Origin of the sequence: Umezawaea endophytica (genome assembly GCF_025061645.1) — a bacterium.
GTDB classification, from domain to species: Bacteria; Actinomycetota; Actinomycetes; order Mycobacteriales; family Pseudonocardiaceae; genus Umezawaea; species Umezawaea endophytica.
The window spans coordinates 879,008-896,689 of the sequence record NZ_JANYMP010000001.1 but is presented as its reverse complement, the minus strand read 5'-3'; the positions used below and the strand labels follow the sequence as shown (position 1 = coordinate 896,689).

Below are 17,682 nucleotides of genomic sequence, written 5' to 3'. Positions count from 1 at the left end.
GCGGCAGTGCCCGGTACGAGCGGGCCGCCCTCATCCAGTCGAACTACGGCAACCCCGGCAACCTGGAGGTGCTCGCGACCGATGACGCGGGGAACCTGGACTTCTTCTGGCGGCTGGACCGCGCTCCCTGGACGTGGTCCGGACCGTTCCGCGTCACGACCGGACTGCGCGGCACGCCGTCGCTGATCCAGGGGCGGCACGGGGCCAAGGGGAACTTCGAGGTGGTCGTTCCCCATCGCGATGGCGGTTTGGCGCACCTGTGGCGGAACAACGACGCGGGCATGGTGTGGTCCGCACCCGGCCGGTTCGGCGGCAGTGCCCGGTACGAGCGGGCCGCCCTCATCCAGTCGAACTACGGCAACCCCGGCAACCTGGAGGTGCTGGCGACCGACGGCGCGGGGAACCTGGACTTCTTCTGGCGGTTGGACCGCGCGCCGTGGACGTGGTCGGGCCCGTTCCGGATCGGCGCGGAGGTGGGGTTCGACGTCCGTGAGTGCGACTACTCGTGGCGCGCGGCCTACCACCAGGCCGACACGCACGTGTCGATCCGGATCCAGCTCAAGCCGGACTCGGGCATCACGGACGCCACGATGGCCACCCTGCGCACCCGGTGGCGCGACGGCATCATCGCCAAGTGGGCCGACCGCTTCGACTGCGTCGGCGACGGCGACCGCAAGCGGATCACCTTCGACGTCCAGTGGGTCGGCGCGGGCGCGCACCACGTGGTCCGCGTGCGGTCCGGCGAGGCCAGGTCGAGCATGACCCTGTGGGACACCGAGGACACCGGCGACGTCGCCTCGCACGAGTTCGGCCACATGCTCGGGCACCCCGACGAGTACGCCTCCTCGGCCTGCCCCGCGCGCAACCCGGTCGGCACCGGGACCGTGATGGACGACAACACCGAGACGGTGTCCAGGCTGTACAACAGGATCGCCGGGTTCCACTGCGGTCACGCGCCGTCGGCGGCACCCGGTGAGGGACCGTCCTCAGTGGAGGGAGACGCCGTGGTGGGGCTCCGCTCGATCGACCGGCTCGGGGCCGGGGCGCGCGCCTCGGTGCTCGCGCGGCTGCGCTCGGTGGGCGCGGCGGACGTGGTGGAGGACGTCGAGGGGACCGAGGTCTCCTTCGAGATCAGCGGCGGCGCACCCGGTGAGCGCTACGAGTACCGGATCGCCGTGACCGGCTCGGGCGAGGCGGGACGCCGACTGCTCGACGAGTTCTCCGACGTGCCGGTGGTGGACGTCGGGGCGCGGGTGGACACGCTCCTGGCGACCGGCGTGTTCGCCGCCGCGGAACGGGCGGGCCTGCTCTCGGACGAGCCGCCCGTCCCGCCCGTGGGCGACCTGCCGCCGGATTCGCTGATCGCCGTCCTGACCGTGCGCGACGGCGACGCCGTGCGCCGGGTCAGCGTGCCCGCCGCGGAACCCCTCGCGGGGAGCGGGCAGCCGGAGGAGGCGGTGGACGTGCCGCTGGAGACGCACGTCCGGTTGGCGAGGACGGGCGTCGACGCGCTGCGGCCGGTGCTGGAGGCGCTGCGGGCGGTGGAAGCCGCGCTGTGACGGCCGGGACCTACCGGGGCGCGTCCGCCAGCAGCGAGCGGAGGGCGTGCAGGTCCGGCAGCAGGGCGTCGACCTCCAGGAACGGCATGAACGGCGGCTCGTGCGTGCCCGCGTCCTCCACGAGGATCGCCGCGCCGGCCCCGGCCCGCCGGGCGCACAGCGCGTCGCGGTCGTAGTTGTCGCCGACGTACCAGGTCGACCCGACCGGCACGCCGAGCGCGGCCGCGGCGGCGGTGATCATGCCGGGGTGCGGTTTGCGGATGCCCAGCTCGTCGCTGTAGACCTGCACGGCGAAGCGGCCGTCCAGCCCGTGGTGCCGCAGGTGGTCGCGGTGCACGGCGCCGGACAGCGCGTTGCTGACGATGCCGACGGGCACGCCCAGCCCGTCGGCGGTGTCCAGCAGGTCGTGCAGACCGGGCCTGAACGTCCGCTCCTGGCCCAGCTCGCCGAGGCGCCCGCACAGCGCCGTCGCCTCGGCGTCGACCCAGGCGCGGGCGGGCGCGGGCCAGTCGGCCGCGACGAAGTCGGCCCAGAACCGCCGGTGCGCCAGTTCGAGCGGTTCGGGCGTCCGCGACACCGCGTCCCGCCACCGCCGGGCGGCGGCCTGCCCGTACTCCACGTCCTGCCGGATCCGGTCCTCGTCCGGCTCGTCGAAACCGAGGCGCGCGAACCGGCCGTGTATCTCGCCCGCCAGTTCCTTCGCCCACTCCGGCCTGCGCCGCGAGGTCACCACGACACCACCGAAGTCCAGCAGCAGCGCCAACGGCCTGCTCACCATCGCGTCCCCCCACGTCGTCCTCACCCCGACAGTACGGGGGTCCGGTGGCGGTCGGTGATCTTGCGTATCCTGGCGGTCGTGAGTGCGACGAGCGCGGCCAGGCTCCCGGCGGCGGGCGCCGACCGCGCGCGGCTCAGCCAGGCGGGGGAGCCGCTGGACCGCCAGGAGGCGGAGCGGCTGGCGAAGCTGCTCAAGGCCGTCGCGGACCCGGCGCGCCTGCGGCTGCTCAGCATCATCCACTCCGCGCCGGAGGGCGAGGTCTGCGTGTGCGACCTCGTCGAACCGCTGGGCCTGACCCAGCCGACCGTGAGCCACCACCTCAAGGTGCTCACCGACGCGGGCCTGCTGACCCGCGAACGCCGCGGCACGTGGGCGTACTACCGCAGCGTGCCCGAGGGCTGGTCCTCCCTGGGCGCTCTGTTCGGGTAACCGGCCCGGTCAGTGCCCGCCGGGGTCGGGCTCGTCCCGCCGCGACTGGGTGTCGCGGCGGACGCGGTCCGTGTGCTCGCCGATCACGCCGATGCGGGCCGCCAGGTCGGGGTGCGTCGCGCTCAGGTGGTCGTGCGCCCCGGCGAGCGGGCTGAGCAGCGCGGCGGCGTCGTCCTCGCCCAGCGCGCGGTGCACGGACGGGTCGAGGTCGCCGATCTGGCCCGCCAGGCCGCGCAGCACCGCGGAGTTGTCGCGGGCCCAACGGGACACGGCGCGGTCGCCGGCACGACGGTCGCGTTCGGCCTTCACGCGCTGCTCGCCGGTCGACCCGCCGACCTCGGACGTGCGCAGCCGGAGGAAGCGGCGCTCGGCGGCTTGGCGGCTGGCCACGCCGAGCGCGGGAGCGAGGTCGGCCCAGCTCGCTCCTCCATCACGGGCCGCGGCGATCAGCCGGGGCTCCCAGTCCGCGAGTTCGGCGCGCAGTTCGCGGAGGAGTTCCAGCGCCGCCAGCACCTGCGCCGCCTCCAGGCGGTCGGAGGCGGTGGCGGCGGCCCGCAGGGTCTCGTAGTCACCGATCGGCATTTGTCATCCTTTCGACGACAGAGGGCTTGTCATCACTTGGACGACATGTTACAACAGTGGTGCGCGTTGACGGAGACGAAGACTCACGAGGAGGTGCCGGATGTTGATGCGCACTGACCCGTTCCGGGAACTGGACCGGCTGACGCAGCAGGTGTTCGGGGGCCAGGGCACGTGGTCGCGGCCCACGGCGATGCCGATGGACGCCTACCGGTCGGGCGACGAGTTCGTGGTGGCGTTCGACCTGCCGGGCGTGTCGGCGGACGCGATCGAGTTGGACGTCGAGCGGAACGTGCTGACCGTGAAGGCCGAACGGCGTCCGAGGGCGGACAAGCGGGACGTGGAGATGCAGGTCGCCGAACGGCCGCTGGGCGTGTACTCCCGCCAGTTGTTCCTCGGCGACACCCTCGACACCGAGGGCATCACCGCCGACTACGACGCGGGTGTCCTGACCCTGCGGATCCCGGTGCTGGAGAAGGCGAAGCCGCGCAAGATCTCGATCACGAACACCGGCGGCGCCCAAGAGGTCAAGCAGATCGACGCCTGACGGGGGAGTCCTCGCCGCGCAGGGGATGTCGACCCGCGGCAAGTCCTTTGAGGACGGACAACCCGGAAGCGCTCCACCCGATCCGCTCACGCCGGGCTCGGGGGCGTGCACCACGTCCCCGAGCCCGGTCGCACGGGTCGGCCTGGTGGCGGTCTTCCCGGCCCGGCGACTCGAACACCTCGACCTCGACGGATCCGGCCGCGCCGTCGAGGTGACCGCCCTCGCGCCGGTTCCGACCGGCACCCGGTCCGTTCGAACGGGTGCGGGTCCCCGAAGTTCCGGCACGACGCTCCACAGAGGAGGAGCCAGCGGATGAAAATTCTTCGAATCCGAGGTGTCCTCACGCCTGTTCCGGGGTAGCCCCGCTACGAGCGTGCCGAAGGGGCACTTGGGATGTAGGGAGCGGACATGCCTTGGGTTGACCGACACCGCCGCCGTCTGCCTGGCAGTTGGTTCCGCACCACCACCGTGCAGGCGCACCACCGCAGGAAGCCGGGGTTCCACTGGATGGTGCTGGCCATCGTGCTCGCGGTCGTCCTGCTGCTGGTCGTCATCTTCTAGCGCGAAATGGTCCGCACCACCAGGTTCCGGCCGGTGGAGACGCCGCTCAGCCCGGACAGCTCCAGGATCCGGGCGGGCGCGGACCCCTCCTCGGCCAGCACGGACAGGGACCTGCCCGCACGGGCGGTCGCGCTCGCGGCTTCCAGCAGCAGCGCGATCCCCGAACTGCTCAGGTGGTTCAGCCCGGTCAGGTCGACGTCGGTGCGCGGCTGGGCGGCGGCGGCGACCCGGTCCAGCACCGCGGCTCGCAGGCCGTCGGAGGTGGTGAGGTCCAGGTCGCCGGTGATCCGGATGACCTGGACCGACTCTCCGGTGTCGTCGACGGTCAGCCCGGTGGGCGTCTCCACGTGGTCGGTCTTCCGCCGCCGAGGAGGGGCTGTCGGTTCGACGAGCACGAAGTCGATCGTGGTGCCGTGCGCGCCGTGGTCGAACGAGGAGCTCTCGGACAGGGCCCGGATGATCCGCAGCCCCCGGCCGCGGTGGCCGTTGTCCGGCGGTACCGGCCGCCACCGGCCGTGGTCGCGGACGACGACGTGGACGCCGCCTCGGTCGTCGCGGGCCACCTCGTAGTCGAAGTCGCCGGACCCGTCCGGGTAGGCGTGGTCGACGGAGTTCGCCGCCGCTTCCCCGAGCGCGAGTTGCAGGTCGTCCAGCAGGTCCGCCGAGAGCCCGGCCGCGCTGCCCCAGAGACCCACCCTGCGGCGCATCCCGCTGAGTTCCCCCGGTTCGGCGGGCAGGCTCTCGCGCAGCGGCGCGGGGACGTGCCGGACGACGACCAGCGCCACGTCGTCGTCGTGCCCATCGGCCAGCAGGGCCCCGGTGATGGCGTTCGCGAGGTCCTCGGGCGGCAGGTCGCGCGCCTCGGACGCCGTTCGCAGCAGCCTGTCCAGGCCCTCGTCGATCAGGCTGCCCCGTCGTTCCACCAGCCCGTCGGTGTACAGCACGATCGACGTTCCCGGCTCCAGGACCGTCCGGTGCTCGGCGTAGCGCCCGCGGTCCGGCACGCCCAGCACCGCGCCACCGCTGTCCGACAGGAACCGCGAGGTCTCCGACTCCACGACCAGCGGCGGCGGGTGGCCCGCCGCGGTCCAGCGCAGCTCGCCGGTGTCGTGGTTGAAGGTGAGGCACGCGCAGGTGCTGCCCGCGGCACCCTTGATCCGGTCGGCGAACCTGTCCAGCCGTTCCAGCGCGGCGCCGGGGGAGTGGCCTTCGAGCAGGTACCCCGCGAGCGCGCTGCGGAGCTGCCCCATCACGGCGGCGGCGGTCGGGCCCTTGCCGACGACGTCGCCCACGGACAGCGCGACGACGTTGTCACCGAGCGGCAGCACCTCGTACCAGTCGCCGCCGGTCTGGGCGTGCGTCGACGCGGGCAGGTACCGGGCCGAGGCCGCCAGCCGCGCCAGTTCGGGCAGTTCACGGGGCAGCAGGCTCTGCTGCATCGCCTGGGCGATCTCGCGTTCCCGCTGGAGCAGCTCGTCCTGCTCGACCTCGGCGCGGCGCCGGGCGGTGACGTCCCGGCTGATCGCCTGGAGCCCTCCGGGCGTGCTCTGGACGCTCAGCTCCACCGACAGCACGGTGCCGTCGGCGCGGCGCACGTCCCACACCTCGGTCACGACCTGCGGGGTCGGCCGGTCCGCGACCAGGTCGGCGAGCCGGTCCTCGTTCTCGGCGACGACGAGGTCGGTCACGGCCATGCCGAGCAGGTCTTCGCGCCGGTAGCCGAGCAGCTCGCACGCCGCCGCGTTCGCGTCGACGAACCGCAGGTCGCGGTCGACCATCCAGATGGCGTCGGTGGCGAGTTCCACCAGCAGCCGGTAGTGCTCCTCGCTCTCGCGCAGCGCCCGGCTCGCGTGGGTCCGCTGCATCGACTCCCAGCAGCGGTTGCCGACCACGACCACCAAGTCGATCTCCGCCCGCGTCCACCGGCGGGCGGTCGCGTGGTGGACCGCCATGGCGGCGACGAACCGGCCGGACTTGTGCAGCGGAAGGCAGACCACCGCGCGGATCCCGGTCGCCCGGTAGACCGCCAGGTCCTCGGGCAGCAGGCGGTCGTCGTCCGCGCTGTCGTGCACCACCCACGGCTCGCCCGCCCGCATCGCCCGCAGGCAGCCCGAGCCGAACTGCGACATCGCGAACCGGCCGACCAGGCTGGGCAGACCGGTGGCGTGGTCGCCGCTCATGACGAAGTGGTCCTCGTCCGGCTCGGTCCGCGCGTACGCGCAGCGGTCCACGCCCAGGTGGGTGCCGAGCGCGCGGGTCGCCAGCGCCATCACGGCCTCGGGGTCCTCCAGCGCCTGCATCCCGAGTTCGAGGTCGGCGGTGAAGGCCGTCGCGGACGCGGTGCGCGCGACGACCGCGAACCCGCTGTCCTGCGCCGCGCAGACCAGGAACACGTCGACGGTCCGGCCGTGCACGCCGAGGGCGAGGTCACCGGCCCAGACCCGGTCGCGCGAGGCGGTGGCCAGGACGCGCTCCGCGGCGCTCCCGCCGCCGAGCACCAGGTCGGCCAGCCGCAGCCCGGTGGCGTCCGCGTCGGGCGCCAGGCCGAGCAGCTCGCGACCCGCGTCGTCCAGGCGCGACAGCCTCCCGTCACCCTCGACGAACGCGATGAGGTCAGGCGTCCGCCCACCCGTCGCGTATTGCCCGTCGACACCAGCCACGCGCTGTCCCACCTCGTTCCGGACGACTTGATCGAGATGATTTCACGTCTACCGACGTACCGCTGAGCAGCACCGCCCGTGCGTGGCGACCTTCGGGCCGGGAAGTCGTTCGGTAGGCTCAGGACCGTCTGTCGGTGATCGGGAAGAGGGCGTCATGACCACGAGCGAGGCGAAGGCGGTGCGTGCCGGGTCCGCGACCGAGCACGAACTGCTGGCCGAAGCGCGGTTGCGCGTCGACCTCCTGGGCGAGGTCACCTCCGCGCTGACCGGTTCCCTCAACCTGCGGCGCACGGTGCTCCGGCTGCTCGACCTCCTCACCCCCCGAGTGGCGGACTGGGCGATGGTCGTCCTGGTGGACGACACCAGCGGCCTCACGCTGCACGGCGGCGCCGACCCCACCTTCGCCACCAGCATCCCCCGAGCGCTGATCGAGGGCACCGGCGTGGAGCGCGTGCTGCGCTCCGGCCAGGACGAGCTGCTGCACGTCTCGGTGGAGCTGGACAGCACCGAGGGCCTGGACACGATGATCCCGCACCCGCGGTTGCGGGAGGAGGCCGTCGAGCTGCGGCCCGCCGACGTGCTCAGCCTGGCGCTGACGGCACGGGGCAGCACGATCGGCACGCTCGTGATGATCCGCGGCGCCGGTCGCGGCTTCCCGGACGACGACGTCGAGTTCGCGGGCCAGATCGCGAGCCAGGCGTCGATCGCCCTCGACTCGGCCAGGCTCTACCAGGAGCGCGGCCGGGTCGCCTCGATCCTCCAGGCCAGCCTGCGCCCGCCGGACCTGCCCGCCATCCCCGGCGCGCGCGTCTCGGCCCGGTTCCGGCCCGCGGCGGAGCACCTCGACATCGGCGGCGACTTCTACGACGTCCACGGCGCGGCGGACGACTGGCTGCTGGTGCTGGGCGACGTGTGCGGCAAGGGTGTCGAGGCGGCCGTGCTGACCGGTCGGGCCCGGCAGGGCATCCGGATGGCCGCGTACTTCGACCGCAGGCCGTCCGCGGTGCTCAAGGCGTTGAACGACGTCCTGTGCGAGAACGACTCCTCGCGCTTCGTGACGGTCGTGTGCGCGCGGTTCCACCCGTCCCCGGACGGGAGTTCCGCCGAGGTCGACATCGCCGTGGCCGGCCACCCGGCCCCGATCGTGGTGCACGCGGACGGCGAGGTGGAGCAGGTCGAGGTGGCGGGCATCGTCGCGGGCGTGGTGCCGGGCGCCTCCTACACCGAGGTGCGGGTCCGCATCGAGGCGGGCGACACGATGCTGATGTTCACCGACGGCGTCGACGAGGCCAGGGGGTCGGACGGCTTCTACGGCATGGACCGGCTGCTCGGCCTGCTGCCCGACTACGCGGGCGCGGGTCCGGTGGCGCTGTGCGAGGCCGTGGAGCGGAGCGTCGTCGAGTACCTCGACGGCCGGGCCCACGACGACATCGCCCTGCTCGCGGTGTCCTGCGAGAGGTGATCGGGGTGGACCGGGCCGTCGCCGAGTTCGACCGGGCACTGTCCGCCGTGGACGGACGTGCCGCGACGTCGTTGGTGCGGGAGCTGCTGGACGCGGGCGAGGACCCGCTCGCGGTGCTGGTCGACGTCATCGCCGCGGGCCAGCGGACGGTGGGCGAGCGGTGGCAGCGCGGCGAGTGGTCGATCGCCAAGGAGCACGCCGCCACGGCCGTCGCGGTTTCGGCGACGGAGGTGGTCGCGCGCTTCGCCGAACGCACCCCGGTCACCCGTGGCCGGGTCGTGGTCGCCTGCGCGGAACGGGAGTGGCACGCGCTGCCCGCGCTGATCATCAGCTCCGCGATGCGCCTGCACGGCTGGGACACCACACTGCTGGGCGCGAGCACGTCACCCGCCCGGCTCAGCCAGTGCCTGCACGACGTCGGCCCGGACGCGACCGCGGTGAGCTGCTCGGTGCTCGGCGCGCTGCCCACGACCCGCCGGTTCATCGAGGCGAGCACCACGGCGGGCATCCCCGTCGTGGTCGGCGGTTCGGCGTTCGGCTCGGACCCCACCCGCGCGCTGGCGCTCGGCGCGACGGCGTGGGCGCCGAACGCGCAGGGCGCGGTGGCGCTGCTGGACGAACTGCCCGCCGTGGTGCGCCGGGCCGCGCCGCTGCCGAGGGAACCCCTGGCGGAGCAGTCCGCCATCGAACTGGGCCACCACCGGCTGGTGGAGGTCCTCAGAGGACGGTGGTCGCCCGCGGCCCGCGCGGCCCCGGACGACCCCTTGGCGCGCAAGCTGTTCTCCGCCGCCTGCGGGGAAGTGCTCCACCAGGCCCTGCACGCCGTGTCGGCCACGCTGCTCACCGGCGACCCGCGGCCGATCCCGGAGACGGCGGCGTGGATCGACCGGCTGCTGACCGCGAGGGGCGCGGACCCCCGGCTGGCGGCCGAACTCGGCGACGTGCTCGCCTCGACGCTGCGGGACTTCCCGACGGCGCACGGGCTCGTCGTCCGCCACTGGGCCGACGGCCTTGTCCTGCAAGGGGAAACCGCATCGTGAACGAGTTGTCCTGGACCGTCGAACGCGAAGCGCGACGAGTGGTCGTCGTACCGGTCGGCGCGGTCACCATCACCACCTCGGGGGAGTTCGAGGGGGTGCTCCTCGCCGCCGCGGCCGAAGCCGACGTGGTGCTCGACCTCGCCGGGGTGACGTTCGTCGACTCCAGCGGGCTCAGCGCGTTCGTCGCGGCGTACAAGGCGGGGGTGGCGCACGGCCACACCGTGGTCCTCGACCCGGTGCCGCCGTTCCTGGCTCGGGTGCTGAAGGTGACGGGGCTCGGCACCCTCCTGCTCTCGCCCCAGAAGGTCATCTAGAAGGAGTCTGGCAGCGCGCCCTCCGCGCGGGTAACTTCCGGAACGCGCGACCTGTGGAGGAGCGGACAGCGGGGGGTGGTCCCGGTGAACGACGACCTGCCTTTGGCGGATGAACTGGCGGCCGTGACAGCGCGGATGTGGGGATTGCTGCTGTCGCACGAGACGCTGGGCACCGTGCTGGGACTCGTGACGTCCCTGGCGAAGGGCGCCATCCCCGGCACCATCGGGGCGGGCGTGTCGCTGGTCGACCCGAAGGGGCACCGGACCAGCACGTCGGCGACCGACGCGGTGGTGCTGCGCGCGGACGCCCTCCAGTACGAGCTGGACGAGGGCCCGTGCTTGACGGCGTGGGAGACCCGGACGCTGGTGCGCGTCGACGACCTGGACCACGACCGGCGCTGGCCGCGGTGGACCCGTGCCGCCCGGCCGCTGGGCATGAGGGCTTCGCTGAGCGCGCCGCTGGTGACCGAGGACGACGCGTTGGGCGCCCTCAAGGTGTACGCGGCTCCGCCGAACGCCTACGGGGAGCGCGAGGAGCACCTGCTGACGCTCTTCGCCGCGCAGGCCGCCGTGCTGGTCGCCAACGTGCGCACGGTGGAGGCGGCGCAGCGCGTCGGGGACGAGCTGCGGCGGGCGTTCCGCAGCCGCGACCAGATCGCCATGGCCAAGGGTGTGCTGATGGCCCGTCACGGATCGGACGAGAACACCGCGTTCGCCGCGCTGGCCGACCTGGCCCGGCGCCAGCGCAAGACGCTGCACGACGTGGCGCAGTCCCTGTTGCGCACCACCTCGGAGGCGGGGCGCTGACCCGTGGACGCGGACAGCAGGCTGGAGGCGCAGCGCCGTGCGCTCACGGCATCGCTCCGCCGGGCCGACCTGACGCTCGAACAGCTCTGGATCAGGTACTTCTCCCTCGGCGGTGAGGTCGGCCTGACCGAGGTGGAGGCGTACCTGCACGGGATGATGCCGTTGCCCGCCGACCAGTGCGACGTGCTCGCCCACGCGGTCAACGAGCGGCTGGACGAGCTGACGTGGCCGCACCGGGTGCCCTACAACCACCCCGACGACGACACGGGGCCGAGCAGCGGTCCGCTGGCCGCGCTGGTGGGCCTGCTCGACGGCGCGTACCTCGCGCCACCCGAACGGCTGCCCGCCGTCGTGGAGGTCGCGTGCCGCGCCGCGGGACTGGGGGTCGAGGTCTACCTGGTCGACCACGGGCAGCGGTTCCTGGTGCCGCTGCCGGGGCCCGGTGGCGGGTACCGGCAGCCGCTCGGGGTGGACACGACGGTGCCGGGCATGGTGTTCCGGTCGGTGCGGACCGCGTCGTCGGAGAAGCGCGGGAAGCGGACGCTGTGGCTGCCGCTGCTCGACGGCGTCGAGCGGCTGGGGGTCGTCGGGTTCACGCCGTCCGACCCGGCGGACGCGGACGACCGGACGCTGCGGGCGCAGTGCCGGTGGATCGCCGCCCTGATCGGCTACCTGGTGGCCGCGATGGCGAGGTACGGCGACGGGCTGGACGCCGTTCGGCGGGACGGGCCGAGTTCCGCGGCGGCGGGACTGGTGCGGGGCCTGCTGCCCCCGTCGACCGCGGGTGTCGGGTCGTTCGTGCTGTCCGGCCTGGTGGAGACCGGGTCCGACGGGGGCGGCGACGCGTTCGACTACGCGCTGTCCGAGACCACGGGGGCACTGGCGATCTTCGACGCGGCGGGCGGCACCACGGCGGACGGGTTCGTCGCCGCGGCGGCGCTGGCCGGGTACCGGGGCGCCCGGCACGTCGGCGAGTCGCTGGTGGAGCAGGCGGCGGCCGTCGACCGCGCCATCGCGGACCGGTTCCCCGGAGGCGCGGCGGCCACCGGGGTGCTGGCCGAGCTGGACGTGACGTCCGGCCGGTTGCGCTACCTGAACGCGGGTCACCCGGAGCCGCTGCTGTTGAGGTCCGGCAAGGTGATCAGGAGCCTCATCGGCGGCCACCGGGTGCCGTTCGGGCAGCGACCCGGCTCGTTCGCGGTCGCCGAGGACGTCCTGCGGCCCGGCGACTGGGTGGTGCTGCACACCGACGGCGTCACGGAGGCCCGCGACGACCGCGGCGAGTGGTTCGGGGAGGCGCGGCTGGTCGACCTGCTCGAACGCGAGGCGGAGGCGGGCAGGTCACCACCCGAGGCGGTCCGCCGACTGGTCCGCGCCGTGGTCCGCCACCGGAAGGGGGAGTTGCGCGACGACGCGACGGTGCTGCTCGCCCGGTGGGCGAGGCCGGACGACGCGGCGCTGTGACCGGGGGGCGAGCGCGCCGGGCGGAGCGGTCGTGCGGGTGCACACGCTGCTGCACAAGGGATCCCCCGAACGCCGAGGTCGAACCGATTGCATCCGGGAACGGCGGGTGAGTACGGTGGTGACGCGGCCAGTTCCGCGTCTCCAGCACGGGCCGTGCGGGTTCCGGCCTGGTCGGTCGAGTCGAGGAGAGCGCGCAGTGGGGGAGTTCCGGTCGCCGGAGGAGCAGATCACCGTCGACTTCACGATGCACGGCGAGATCTCGGTCGTCTGCGTCGCGGGCGAGGTGGACATGACGACGTCCACGTCGGTCGGGGAGACCCTGCGCACCCTCCTGGAGTACCGGCCGACCGCGCTCGTGCTGGACCTGACCGAGACCGACTACTTCGGGTCCGGCGGTCTCGCCATCCTGATCGACACGGTCGAGCGGACCACCCGCGCGGGGGTCGGGTTCGCGGTGGCCTCCGGGCGCGCGTGCGTGCTCCGACCGCTGCGGGTGACGAAGGTCGACACCGTCGTCCGCGTCTACCCGGACACGGACGCCGCGCTGCGGGCGCTGGAACTGGCGCTGTCCGCCCGCGCCGCGGGCTGAGGCCCGGTCGGGATCACCTGGTGTCGGACCTGGTCCCCCGTCGGCGCGAGCCCGCCGAGATCGCCTTCCGGTAGGCGTCCACGGTGGTGGCGACCACCCGCGCCCAGGAGTAGGCCGAGCGCGCCCGGTCCGTGCTCGCGACCGCGAAGGTGTTCCGCCGCACCGGTTCGGCGAGCAGGTCCCGCAGCGCGCGCCCCAGCACGGTGGGGACGCGCGGTGGCACCAGCAGACCGGTCGTGGTGTCCACGACGAGGTCCCGCAGCGCTCCGACGGCGGACGCGACCACGGGGACCCCGCACGCCATGACCCGCAGCGCGGGCGTGCCGAGCGGGTCGTGGGACGGCACGCGCACCACCACGTCCGCCGAGCGCAGCAGCGCGGGCAGGTCCGCGCGGCCGACGGGACCGGTGAAGCGCACGCGATCGGCGACCCCGAGGTCGCGCGCGTGCCGCAGCAGCCTGGTCACCTCGGGGCTGTCGCGCGGCACGGCGTGCCGGATCCGGCCGGTGATCAGGAGTTCCGCGTCCGGGACGCGGGGGAGCGCGCCGATCGTGGTGTAGAAGCCGCTGTGCGGCTCCACGTCGCCGAGGCCCAGCAGCCGGTGCCCCGGCCTCCTCGTCCAGGTGGCGCCCCCTGGACGGAAGTGGTCGGTGTCCACGCCCGTCGTCGCGAGCGTCATCCGCTCGCGGGGGATGCCGAGGAACGCCAGCGCGGTCCGCTCCTCGTCGTTGGCGGTGATCACGTGGTCGGCGGCCAACCCGACGAGGCGTTCGATCTCCACCAGCCCGCGCACACCGGCGGAGGGGCGCTGCCGGGTGGCGCGGAGACCGTGGAACGACTGCACCACCGGGATGTCGAGCGCCCGCACGGCCAGCCCGGACGTCCACGAGTGCAGGTGCGCGACGTCCGGTGGGTGACCGCCCCAGTGCTTGTCCAGGTTGGCGGCGAACTCGTCGAGGTGGGGCAGCAGGTCCGCCTCGGTCAGCCTCGCCGCGGGACCGGCGGGCACGCGGACCAGCCGTTGGGGGCCGCGGCGGAAGGGGCCGGGCGAGTCGCGCCGGGTGTAGAGGGTGACGTGGTGGCCGCCGCGGGCCAGGCCGTGGGACAGCTCGGAGATGTGCGTGCGGCGCTCGTCGGTGTCGACCTCCCACGAGGCCGCCCCCATCGCGATCCGCATCCCCACCACCGGTCTCCCGCCGCGGCCTTCCGCGGTGGGAGATGGGGTGCGCACCCGTCGCCCGACGGGCGGAACGCCCTGTGAGTGCCGTGCCTGGTGGTCGACGGTATCCGTTTCCGGCACTGGCCGACAAGGGACGCGTATGTCCACAGTGGACTGAAGGCGGGTGCCGTCGCCCCCGACCGGGGTCGTGGGCGACGTGCGGGCTCCTCGAACGGGACGGCCGGGCCTACCTGGCCGCGGCGAGCGCCTCGTCCAGCGTGGCGTGCAGCGGCAGCAGCCGGTCCATCGCCGTCGCCTCCAACGACCGGCGGACGCTCCGGCTGGCCACCACGTGGACCGGCCGGTCCCCGCTCTGCTTGCCGTACTCGCGGGCGTGGGCCAGCGCGGCGATGCCGGACGACGCGAAGAACGTCACCTCGGACAGGTCGAGCACGAGCGTTCTGGCACCGCCGTCGAGCGCGTCGACGAACTGCTTGCGGAGCGAGTCGCTGTTGGACATGTCGACTTCGCCCGCGATGCGCAGGACGGTCGTGCCGTCGTCCGCGGTGGACTTCACCGCGTCGTTGGAGAGGGTCATCCCCTGATTCTGGCGTGTGCGGAGCCGTCAGGCCAGCCTGGGAAAATCATGGCCTCAAGAGGTTTGAAATCGCTGACCAGCGGAAACCCCCTTCGATTGTGGAGTGCCGTGCTCAGCACGCCCGCGCGAGGGCGGCCGTCGGGTTCCACTGCCGGAGCCGCTGGTCCAGGGCGGTGTAGACGTCCGGGTCGAAGCCCATGCCGGTGTGGGTGCTCCGCACCTCCACGCAGTCCGCGTGCGGGTCCTGGCTGCACTGCCACGGCACGATGCCGTCCGAGCGCGAGTAGAGCGACAGCGCGGGCACCTCCAGCGGACGGCCGAGCGCGGTGAAGTTCTCGGTGAAGCAGTCACCGGTGAGGCAGTCGCCGTTCATCAGCCCCGGCACGCCCATCGCCGACAGCCGGGTCAGCAGCCGGGCGATGGCGAGCACGTCCCGCTGGGCGCTGAGTGGCTCCACGACGGGGCTGCCCATCATCACCAGGCCGCGCACCAGGTCGGGCCTGCGGACGGCCGTCAGGCGGGCCACCATGCCGCCGCGGCTCTGGCCCAGGAGCACCACGGGACCGCCGGTCGCCGCGACGTGCCGTTCGAGCACGCGCTCGACCCGGTCGACCAGGTCCGTGGTGCACCCGACGGTGAACCCGACGCGGGCGCCGGTCGGGCGGTACCCGCGGGCCTTGAGCCACGCGGTGGTGAGCGCCAGCGACTGGTCGTGCGCGCCGAAACCCGGCACGAGCAGCACCCCGAGGCCCTGCCCCTGCTCCGGGTCGACGTCGGTCCACGCGCGGTGGCGCAGGAGGCGGGGGATGCCGAGCACGGCGGCGAGGACGTGTTCGCGGGAGGCGACCCTGATCGTGTCCACCGCCCGCTCGCTGACCAGGTGTGGGATCCGCATCGGCCGCTCCGTTCGTCGCACGCTGTGCAGGCCGGTTACCCCGCGTCGCGCATTCCGACACCTGGCGGTCTCGATGGACGGCGTGAGTCACGTGTCAACTCGTCCGGACCGGGTAACCGGGCGTGGTGCGCGAGCACCAGACCCAAGGCCGGGAGGCGCGGTGGACGACTACGACGCGGTCGTGGTGGGGGCGGGTCCGAACGGTCTCGTGGCGGCGAACCTGCTGGCCGACGAGGGCTGGAGCGTCCTCGTCCTGGAGGCCGCCGACACGCCGGGCGGTGCCGTCCGGACCGCCGAGATCACCGCGCCAGGCTTCCGCAACGACCTGTTCAGCGCGTTCTACCCGCTCGGCGTCGCCTCGCCGGTGCTGGCCGGGCTCGGGCTGGCCGACCACGGGCTGACGTGGGTGCACGCCCCCGAGGTGCTGGCCCACGTGTTCCCGGACGGCCGTTCCGCGCTGCTCTCGCGCGACCCCGAGCGGACCGCCGCCTCGGTCGGCGCGTTCGACGAGCGCGACGCCGACGCGTGGCTGGCCGAGTTCGAGGTGTGGCGGCGCGTGCGCGACGACCTGTTGGGGGCGCTGCTGCGCCCGTTCCCGCCGGTCCGCGCGGGTGCCCGGCTGCTGCGTGAGCTGGGCGCGTCCGACGCGCTGCGGTTCGCGCGGATGGCGACGCAGCCCGTGCGCGCGTTCGGCGACGAGCGGTTCCACGGCGACGGGGCGAAGATCCTGCTGGCGGGCAACGCGCTGCACACCGACCTCGGCCCCGACCAGGCGGGCGGCGCGGTGTTCGGGTGGCTGCTGGCGATGCTCGGCCAGGAGGTCGGTTTCCCCGTGCCGCGGGGCGGGGCGGGTGAGCTGGCCGCGGCGCTCGTGCGCAGGCTCGAAGCCCGCGGCGGCCGGGTCGAGTGCGGCAGGCCCGTCCGGCAGGTCGTCGTGGCGGACGGGAAGGCGCTGGGCGTGCGGGACGCGGACGGCGGCCTCGTGCGAGCCCGGCGCGCGGTACTCGCCGACGTGCCCGCCCCCGCCCTCTACCTGGGCCTCGTCGGCCCCGACCACCTCCCCGCGCGGCTGCTGGAGGACCTGGACCGGTTCGAGTGGGACGACGCGACGATCAAGGTCGACTGGGCCCTGTCCGGTCCCGTCCCGTGGCTCTCCGAGGACGCCAGGAAGGCCGGGACGATCCACCTCGGCGCCGACCTGGACGGCCTGGCCGACTTCGCGAACGACCTCGCGTGCCGCAGGCTGCCGCGCCACCCGTTCCTGCTGCTCGGCCAGATGACCACCACCGACCCCACCCGGTCGCCGGCGGGCACCGAGTCGGTGTGGGCGTACACCCACGTCCCGCGCGGCGAGACGTGGTCGCCGGACCGGCTGAGGCGGCGGGCGGACCGCGTGGAGCAGGTGTTGGAGACGCACGCGCCGGGGTTCCGCGACCTGGTCATCGCCCGGTCGGTCAGCGGGCCCGGCGACTTGCAGGCGCGCAACCGCAGCGTGGACGGCGGCGCCATCAACGCGGGCACGGCGGGGATCCACCAGCAGCTCGTGTTCCGGCCGACGCCGGGGCTGTCCCGTGCCGACACCCCGGTCGACCGGCTGTTCCTGGCGAGCGCGTCCGCCCACCCCGGAGGCGGGGTGCACGGCGCGTGCGGCGCGAACGCGGCCCGCGCGGCGCTCGCCCGGCACGGCCACGCGGGCGGCGCGTACCGGGCGGTGGTGGGAGCGGCGCTGCGCGCGGTCTACCGCTGATCGCCGCGCAGGACGAGGTCGGCCAGGCGCTTCAGCGTCTCCCGGTTGCGGGGGATGAGGAAGACCGCCTGCGCTGGCTCGGGCAGCAGCGAACCGGGCCCGCTGATCGCCTTCTCGTGCATCGTAACCCGCGTGCCGCCGCTCGTCGTGGGGTTCAGCTCGAACCGGATCCACGCCGTGCCGACCGGCCACAGCTTCGCGTGCAGCTCCAGCGACCTCCCAGGCTCGACGGCCTGCACGACGGTCTCGTCCTCGATCTGCAACGGCCACGCCCCGACGCTGTGGTGGATGCGCGTGCCCGTCTCGGGCCACCGGTCGTCCACGTCGCGGATGTGCGTCGCCCCGACCACCCAGCCCGCGTAGGACCAGCCGTCGGAGAGCACGGCGAACACCTGGTCGGGTGAACGGGGGATGTCGAGATCAACCTTCGTCATGCCTGTGACTACCCCTGTGGGGGCGTGCGGAACCCTCGACGCACCAACGAGTCCTCTTTG

18 protein-coding genes are annotated in these 17,682 nt (G+C 73.8%); 11 read left to right on the top strand and 7 right to left on the bottom strand.

From position 1 onward, the window contains the following. Nucleotides 1–1,559: hypothetical protein (locus NZH93_RS03570; RefSeq protein ID WP_259621418.1), on the top strand; the 1,559-nt coding region annotated here is incomplete at its 5' end. Between the two features lie 10 nt (nt 1,560–1,569). Here the strand turns inward: NZH93_RS03570 and NZH93_RS03565 are convergent. Further along, on the bottom strand, nt 1,570–2,361 hold the full coding sequence (locus tag NZH93_RS03565; RefSeq protein ID WP_259621417.1) for an HAD family hydrolase: 792 nt from the start codon (nt 2,359–2,361) through the stop codon (nt 1,570–1,572). 54 nt (nt 2,362–2,415) lie between these two features. Here NZH93_RS03565 and NZH93_RS03560 point away from each other — a divergent pair, with 54 nt between their 5' ends. Further along, complete coding sequence (locus tag NZH93_RS03560; protein WP_372506503.1) at nt 2,416–2,766, top strand: ArsR/SmtB family transcription factor; 351 nt, start codon at nt 2,416–2,418, stop codon at nt 2,764–2,766. A 9-nt stretch (nt 2,767–2,775) separates the two neighbouring features. On the opposite strand, the gene NZH93_RS03555 is transcribed toward NZH93_RS03560, so the two are convergent. Beyond that, nucleotides 2,776–3,348, bottom strand: a complete 573-nt coding sequence (locus NZH93_RS03555) for a hypothetical protein (RefSeq protein ID WP_259621416.1) — start codon at nt 3,346–3,348, stop codon at nt 2,776–2,778. 100 nt (nt 3,349–3,448) lie between these two features. On the opposite strand from NZH93_RS03555, the gene NZH93_RS03550 reads away from it, so the two are divergent. Both NZH93_RS03550 and NZH93_RS03545 read left to right on the top strand, forming a co-directional pair. After that, on the top strand, nt 3,449–3,892 hold the full coding sequence (locus tag NZH93_RS03550) for an Hsp20/alpha crystallin family protein (protein ID WP_259621415.1): 444 nt from the start codon (nt 3,449–3,451) through the stop codon (nt 3,890–3,892). A 408-nt stretch (nt 3,893–4,300) separates the two neighbouring features. Next, the gene (locus NZH93_RS03545) at nt 4,301–4,453 is read left to right on the top strand and encodes a hypothetical protein (RefSeq protein ID WP_259621414.1); all 153 of its coding nucleotides are present in this window, start codon (nt 4,301–4,303) and stop codon (nt 4,451–4,453) included. On the opposite strand, the gene NZH93_RS03540 is transcribed toward NZH93_RS03545, so the two are convergent. Beyond that, on the bottom strand, nt 4,450–7,113 hold the full coding sequence (locus NZH93_RS03540) for a SpoIIE family protein phosphatase (RefSeq protein WP_259621413.1): 2,664 nt from the start codon (nt 7,111–7,113) through the stop codon (nt 4,450–4,452). The genes NZH93_RS03545 and NZH93_RS03540 overlap by 4 nt on opposite strands. A gap of 154 nt (nt 7,114–7,267) precedes the next feature. Between NZH93_RS03540 and NZH93_RS03535 the strand changes: the two genes are divergently transcribed. The 6 genes from NZH93_RS03535 (at nt 7,268) to NZH93_RS03510 (ending at nt 12,789) form a co-directional block, all read left to right on the top strand. After that, on the top strand, nt 7,268–8,575 hold the full coding sequence (locus NZH93_RS03535) for a PP2C family protein-serine/threonine phosphatase (RefSeq protein WP_259621412.1): 1,308 nt from the start codon (nt 7,268–7,270) through the stop codon (nt 8,573–8,575). After that, nucleotides 8,572–9,615 (top strand): cobalamin B12-binding domain-containing protein, encoded by a 1,044-nt coding sequence (locus NZH93_RS03530; RefSeq protein WP_259621411.1) that lies wholly within the window; start codon nt 8,572–8,574, stop codon nt 9,613–9,615. The genes NZH93_RS03535 and NZH93_RS03530 overlap by 4 nt, the downstream gene beginning before the upstream one ends. After that, nucleotides 9,612–9,929: an STAS domain-containing protein gene (locus NZH93_RS03525; protein ID WP_259621410.1), complete on the top strand. Its 318-nt coding sequence runs from the start codon at nt 9,612–9,614 to the stop codon at nt 9,927–9,929. Before NZH93_RS03530 ends, NZH93_RS03525 begins: the two co-directional genes overlap by 4 nt. A gap of 84 nt (nt 9,930–10,013) precedes the next feature. Next, complete coding sequence (locus NZH93_RS03520) at nt 10,014–10,736, top strand: GAF and ANTAR domain-containing protein (protein WP_259621409.1); 723 nt, start codon at nt 10,014–10,016, stop codon at nt 10,734–10,736. 3 nt (nt 10,737–10,739) lie between these two features. Next, the gene (locus tag NZH93_RS03515) at nt 10,740–12,200 is read left to right on the top strand and encodes a PP2C family protein-serine/threonine phosphatase (protein ID WP_259621408.1); all 1,461 of its coding nucleotides are present in this window, start codon (nt 10,740–10,742) and stop codon (nt 12,198–12,200) included. A 196-nt stretch (nt 12,201–12,396) separates the two neighbouring features. Beyond that, nucleotides 12,397–12,789 carry an STAS domain-containing protein gene (locus NZH93_RS03510; RefSeq protein WP_259621407.1) on the top strand — a complete coding sequence of 131 codons (393 nt, stop codon included), beginning with the start codon at nt 12,397–12,399 and terminating at the stop codon, nt 12,787–12,789. 13 nt (nt 12,790–12,802) lie between these two features. On the opposite strand, the gene NZH93_RS03505 is transcribed toward NZH93_RS03510, so the two are convergent. From NZH93_RS03505 to NZH93_RS03495, 3 genes are all read right to left on the bottom strand, one after another. After that, nucleotides 12,803–13,966, bottom strand: coding sequence for a glycosyltransferase (locus NZH93_RS03505; RefSeq protein ID WP_259621406.1), 1,164 nt, complete (start codon nt 13,964–13,966; stop codon nt 12,803–12,805). Between the two features lie 229 nt (nt 13,967–14,195). Then, nucleotides 14,196–14,546 carry an STAS domain-containing protein gene (locus tag NZH93_RS03500; RefSeq protein ID WP_259621405.1) on the bottom strand — a complete coding sequence of 117 codons (351 nt, stop codon included), beginning with the start codon at nt 14,544–14,546 and terminating at the stop codon, nt 14,196–14,198. Nucleotides 14,547–14,658: 112 nt separating this feature from the next. Then, on the bottom strand, nt 14,659–15,441 hold the full coding sequence (locus NZH93_RS03495; RefSeq protein WP_259621404.1) for an alpha/beta fold hydrolase: 783 nt from the start codon (nt 15,439–15,441) through the stop codon (nt 14,659–14,661). Nucleotides 15,442–15,601: 160 nt separating this feature from the next. Between NZH93_RS03495 and NZH93_RS03490 the strand changes: the two genes are divergently transcribed. Then, on the top strand, nt 15,602–17,188 hold the full coding sequence (locus tag NZH93_RS03490; RefSeq protein ID WP_259621403.1) for a phytoene desaturase family protein: 1,587 nt from the start codon (nt 15,602–15,604) through the stop codon (nt 17,186–17,188). Here NZH93_RS03490 and NZH93_RS03485 read toward each other — a convergent pair. Next, entirely contained in the window at nt 17,179–17,622 is a 444-nt protein-coding gene (locus tag NZH93_RS03485; protein ID WP_259621402.1) for an SRPBCC family protein, read from the bottom strand. The genes NZH93_RS03490 and NZH93_RS03485 overlap by 10 nt on opposite strands. Between the last annotated feature and the right edge of the window lie 60 nt (nt 17,623–17,682).

Bases quoted from the DNA above. Each gene is read 5' to 3' on its own strand.
- NZH93_RS03555 (WP_259621416.1), bottom strand. From the start codon at position 3,348: ATGCCGATCGGTGACTACGAGACCCTGCGGGCCGCCGCCACCGCCTCC.
- NZH93_RS03550 (WP_259621415.1), top strand. From the start codon at position 3,449: ATGTTGATGCGCACTGACCCGTTCCGGGAACTGGACCGGCTGACGCAG.
- NZH93_RS03545 (WP_259621414.1), top strand. From the start codon at position 4,301: ATGCCTTGGGTTGACCGACACCGCCGCCGTCTGCCTGGCAGTTGGTTC.
- NZH93_RS03535 (WP_259621412.1), top strand. From the start codon at position 7,268: ATGACCACGAGCGAGGCGAAGGCGGTGCGTGCCGGGTCCGCGACCGAG.
- NZH93_RS03505 (WP_259621406.1), bottom strand. From the start codon at position 13,966: ATGCGGATCGCGATGGGGGCGGCCTCGTGGGAGGTCGACACCGACGAG.
- NZH93_RS03500 (WP_259621405.1), bottom strand. From the start codon at position 14,546: ATGACCCTCTCCAACGACGCGGTGAAGTCCACCGCGGACGACGGCACG.
- NZH93_RS03495 (WP_259621404.1), bottom strand. From the start codon at position 15,441: ATGCGGATCCCACACCTGGTCAGCGAGCGGGCGGTGGACACGATCAGG.
- NZH93_RS03485 (WP_259621402.1), bottom strand. From the start codon at position 17,622: ATGACGAAGGTTGATCTCGACATCCCCCGTTCACCCGACCAGGTGTTC.